Here is a 4,720-nt window from a genome sequence, read left to right on the forward strand (position 1 = left end):
TCATTCTCTTGCTGTTTCGGCTCTTCGCTCTGAGATACGAGCTGAAGCGACAGACAGAGGAGGCAACACAATGATAAAAGTAGAAGCGATGATTCGCCCCCAAAAGCTGGACGATGTCACCGCGGCGCTCTCCGAAATAGGGGTGCGGGGCATGACCATTACCGAGGTGCGCGGTTCAGGGAAGCAGAAGGGGCTTACGCACCTTTATCGAGGAGTAGAGTACACGGTAAACCTTTTACAGAAGGTGAAGATCGAGATCGTCGTGAAGGATTCGGAGGCTCAACTTGTGGCAGAAACCATCGCCAAAGCCGCCCGTACCGGCGAGATCGGAGACGGAAAAATCTTCCTTTCCCCTATTTCTGACGTCATCCGCATCCGAACCGGTGAAACCGGCGAGGCGGCGCTGGAATAGGCACCACACAACCTCGTTTTATTCCCCTTCCTCGATGGCTTCGCGGAAGGGGGATTTTATTGGCTCCCAAACGTTGGCACAACCCACGTGCAGCTTATTGACATCGCCCGACCTAGTTCAGTAAAATGGCGTCTTATGGAAAACTCCGCATTGGTCGCGCCACCCAAACGCTCGCCGCTGACCTCGGCGGCCATGCCTCCGATACATCTAGCAGCCTTTGAGGGGCCGCTCGATCTGCTCTTGCACCTTATTCGCATTAATGAGATAGACATCTACGACATCCCGATCGCCGAGATCACCCGGCAGTATCTGCAGGTTATAGAGGCCATGGAGGCGTTGGATTTGACCATCGCCGGGGAGTATCTGGTTATGGCGGCCACTCTCATCGAGATCAAGTCGCGCATGCTGCTGCCACAAACGCCGAAGGAGGAGGATGCAGTGGAGGCGGAGGAAGACCCTCGCGCAGAGCTGGTGCAGCGTCTGTTGGACTATCAACAGTTTCGCGATACGATCGCCACGCTGCAGCGATGGGAAGAGGAGCGACGCCGCGTCTATTTTCGCGACGCAGCGCAAAATGTGGAGGACTACCTGCTGCCTGTTCCCCAAGGAGAGATTACGCCGGCGCAGTTGCACCACGCTCTCCATCAGATGTTGGCACGCGCCGGCCTAGAGGAGAAGCCACTCACCACCGTTGTACCACGGCGTCGCCTTAGTCTGCGCCTTAAGATGCTAGAGATTGTGCGCAAGCTAGAGGCCGTTGCTCCAACGGCAGTGCCCTTCGAGAGCTTTTTCATGCTGCCGGGGCCGCTTTATGACATTGTGCTCACCTTTCTGGCCGTTCTAGAGCTTTTGCGGCTTGGGCGCGTGAGAGTGGAGCAGGCCGAACCTTTTGCTCCTTTTTATCTTTATGCAGCGCAAGAGGTCTCCGAGTCATGAGCCTCTCCTTAGAAGCGGCACTGGAGTGCCTTCTCTTCGTTTCCGGCGAACCTCTTCCCGTGGAGGAGTTGGCTCGGGCCACCGGAGAGGAGCCGTTGCGGGTGGAGGAGGCGCTTCGTTCGTTGCAGGTCGCGCTTGTAGAACGCCGCAGCGGTCTGCAGTTGCTACGCATCGCAGGGGGCTGGCAGTTGGCCACCCGTCCGGAGTATGCGGAGTGCGTGGGGCGTTTACTAACGCCGCGCTCTAACAAGCTTTCCCGTGCGGCATTAGAGACGCTGGCGATTATCGCCTATCGTCAGCCTATTACGTTGCCGGAGATAGAGGCGATTCGAGGCGTTTCATCCGATGGCGTTCTCAAAACGCTCTTGGAGCGGCGTCTTATTGCCGAAGCGGGCAAGAAGGTTGCTCCCGGCCGTCCCACACTTTACGTTACGACCTCCGAGTTTTTGCACTATTTCGGCATTGCCGGTCTTGAAGAGCTGCCTCCTCTTGAGACGGAACCATCTCCACCATCGGAATTGCCGGCCGAGTCGGCGGTGGAGGGGGTCTACCCGCGGAGCGGCTAGGTATTTTGAAGGCGGTTTGTGGGTCGTAGCTCTTGACAAGAGCGAAGGCGGCGTTGTATCATAAAAAGTGCAGAGAGATATTGCCGGGTGGTGCAGTGGTAGCACAGCTGACTCTGGATCAGTTGGTCGGAGGTTCGAATCCTTCCCCGGCAGTTTAAGCGGATGCTTCTCTATCGAGCATCCGCCTGTTTTGTTTGTTCTGTCTGTTTCATTAGATTATTATGACGGCGCGGCCCCCTGAAGCGTGGGAAGACGTCGGCCTAGAGAAATCGCGAGGATTCATCCTCAGCGGAGTGTCCCATCCGAATCCATCGCAATAGATAGCAGTAGATGAAGACGCAGGCAAGCGTAGACCTGCCTAGGCCTGTGGCAAAAGAAGCAAAAACGGCCTAGCCTTCGAGAAGGAGCGTTTCGGGGTCTTCGATAAGCTCCTTGACGCGCACAAGAAAGCGCACCGCGTCGCTGCCGTCTATCAGACGATGATCGTAGGAGAGAGCCAAGTACATCATCGGGCGTATCACGATCTCCCCATTCACCACCACCGGACGCTCCTGAATTTTGTGCATGCCCAAAATGCCCACCTGGTTGCCGTTGAGAATGGGGGTGGAAAGCAACGACCCGTAAACGCCCCCGTTGGTGATGGTGAAGGTGCCGCCCATTAGCTCCTCAAGCTTAAGCCTGCCCTCCCGAGCACGAGCGGCCAGATCGGCGATCTCGGCCTCGATCTCGGCAAAGGTCTTCCTATCCGCATCGCGTATTACAGGCACGGTTAACCCGCGCTCGCTGCCTACGGCAATCCCTATATCGTAATAATACTTTTTGACGACTTCGTTGCCTTGAATCTCGGCGTTGAGATAGGGAAACGCCTTCAACGCCCCAACAACGGCCTTGGTAAAGAACGACATGAAGCCGAGGTTGACCCCATAGCGCTCCTTGAAGGCATCGCGACGGCGCTTGCGAATCTCTATTACTGCGCTCATGTCGGCCTCATTGAAGGTGGTGAGCCGAACCGCATTGCGCTCCGACTCTTGGAGATTGCGAATGAGCGTGAGCCGTAAACGCGATAGCGGCTCTCGCTCCTCTCGCCGACCAAATGAGGCCGTGAGCGATGACAGCACAGGCGGCAGCGTGCCGGAAGGCGTGGAGACCGTGGGTTTCTGAGGCTCTTTCTCGACGGAAGGTGGGGCAGAAGAGGATGCTTGGGTGAACTGGCGCACATCCTCTATGGTGATTTTGCCGTTCGGGCCGCTGCCCTTGCCTTTGAGGGCGCTGAGGTCAATGCCCTGCTCTACAGCAACCTTTTCGGCCAACGGGGTGGCAATAGGTGGATGCGCTTCCGTTTTTTCGGCTGCAGCGGTTTCGACGGGCGCGTTTTCAACGGCCGGTTTGGCCGGCTGCGGTGCCGCCGGCACGGCGGCCGCCTCCGCCTCTACCAGAATGGCAAGCACATCCCCGGGCTTTACTGTATCGCCCTCAGGATGAACGATCTTTTGCAGTATGCCGGTAGCAGGCGCGTAGACCGGTAGGCTAACCTTATCGGTGGCAAGCTCAACCACCTCCTCGTCGCGCTCTACGCGGTCTCCCTCCTTTTTATACCAGGTGCCGACCGTCGCTTCTACAACGGACTCGGCCAGTTGCGGCACTTGTATCTCAACGCCCATAGAATTGCGATCCTCTTTCCGAATTCGGTTTTTATGGTACCACAGCCGCAGGCCTTATAACTCAAGGCCAGGCTTTAGCGGGGGTTCTTCAGAGCCGATGGGTTCGCCAAAAGCGCTATTTGGCGATCCGGGCAGCCTCCCGACGCGAGAGGGAGGGCGCGGGAATATCGGAGAGGGCAGCCCGAAGGATGCGCTCCTGCACGACGAGGTGGCGCGGACGCGAACCCTCCGCCGTGCTTGCCGATTCCTCCCTGCCGATATAGCGAATAGGACAATCTATCTCTAGCTTCTGCAGCAGAGCACGCAAACGCTGCTCCATAAAGCTCCAGGCGCCCATGTTTTGTGGCTCTTCTTGCAGCCAAACCAGCTCACGTATGTTGGGATAGCCGCCGATAACCTTTGCAAGGGCCTCCGCAGGGAAGGGATAGAGCTGCTCCACACGCACAACGGCCAGACGCTCCTGCTTGAAAACCTCTTCGCGAGGTTCTCCGTTGGGCTGATAGAGGAGGTTCATATAGACCTTGCCGCTGCATAGAATAAGCCGCGTGACACGGTTGGCGCGATTTCGCGCCTCCTCATCATCGAGCACCGGCTGAAAACGCCCTTCCACCAGCTCTTGCAAGGAGGCCGCTGCGTTTTTGTCGCGCAAGAGGCTTTTCGGGGTGAAGATGACTAGCGGCTTCGGGCTATGGCGCATGAGAGCGGCCTGACGCCTGAGAACGTGAAAATACTGGGCGGCCGTAGTGCAGTTAACCACACGCATGTTGTTTTCGGCGCAGAGCTGCAGATAGCGCTCCACCCGAGCGCTAGAATGCTCCGGCCCTTGTCCCTCGTAGCCGTGCGGCAACAGCAGCACCAGGGACGGGCTTTGCCCCCACTTTGCATAGCCGGCCGCAATGAACTGGTCTATAATCACCTGGGCTCCATTGGCGAAATCGCCGAACTGCGCCTCCCACAGGGTGAGAGTGTCGGGCGCATGAACGCTATAGCCGTATTCAAAGCCAAGCACGGCGCTTTCGGAAAGAGGGCTGTTATAGACGGCAAAGGAGGCGCGCGCCTGAGGAAGATGCTCTAGCGGCGCATAGCGCTCGCCCGTCTCAACGTCGTAAAGGGCGAGGCGACGCTGATCGAAGGTGCCGCGCTCC

Annotated in this window: 4 protein-coding genes, 1 tRNA gene and 1 pseudogene; 4 read left to right on the plus strand and 2 right to left on the minus strand. The window is 57.7% G+C overall.

What is annotated here, in order from left to right:
• The first annotated feature begins 70 nt into the window (after positions 1-70).
• From VKV18_RS12500 to VKV18_RS12515, 4 genes are all read left to right on the plus strand, one after another.
• Complete coding sequence (locus tag VKV18_RS12500; RefSeq protein ID WP_324201330.1) at positions 71-412, plus strand: P-II family nitrogen regulator; 342 nt, start codon at positions 71-73, stop codon at positions 410-412.
• A gap of 135 nt (positions 413-547) precedes the next feature.
• Positions 548-1,348, plus strand: coding sequence for a segregation and condensation protein A (locus VKV18_RS12505; RefSeq protein WP_324204535.1), 801 nt, complete (start codon positions 548-550; stop codon positions 1,346-1,348).
• Positions 1,345-1,914 carry an SMC-Scp complex subunit ScpB gene (scpB, locus tag VKV18_RS12510; RefSeq protein ID WP_324204536.1) on the plus strand — a complete coding sequence of 190 codons (570 nt, stop codon included), beginning with the start codon at positions 1,345-1,347 and terminating at the stop codon, positions 1,912-1,914. Before VKV18_RS12505 ends, scpB begins: the two co-directional genes overlap by 4 nt.
• 81 nt (positions 1,915-1,995) lie before the next feature.
• A tRNA-Gln gene (locus VKV18_RS12515) sits at positions 1,996-2,067 on the plus strand.
• Between the two features lie 236 nt (positions 2,068-2,303).
• On the opposite strand, the gene odhB is transcribed toward VKV18_RS12515, so the two are convergent.
• Together odhB and VKV18_RS12525 are read right to left on the minus strand one after the other, a co-directional pair.
• Positions 2,304-3,575 carry a 2-oxoglutarate dehydrogenase complex dihydrolipoyllysine-residue succinyltransferase gene (odhB, locus tag VKV18_RS12520; protein ID WP_324204537.1) on the minus strand — a complete coding sequence of 424 codons (1,272 nt, stop codon included), beginning with the start codon at positions 3,573-3,575 and terminating at the stop codon, positions 2,304-2,306.
• A 115-nt stretch (positions 3,576-3,690) separates the two neighbouring features.
• Positions 3,691-4,720: pseudogene (locus VKV18_RS12525) on the minus strand (2-oxoglutarate dehydrogenase E1 component); the annotation flags it as partial.

The sequence above is a fragment of the Chthonomonas sp. genome (genome assembly GCF_035294505.1).
Taxonomy (GTDB): domain Bacteria; phylum Armatimonadota; class Chthonomonadetes; order Chthonomonadales; family Chthonomonadaceae; genus Chthonomonas.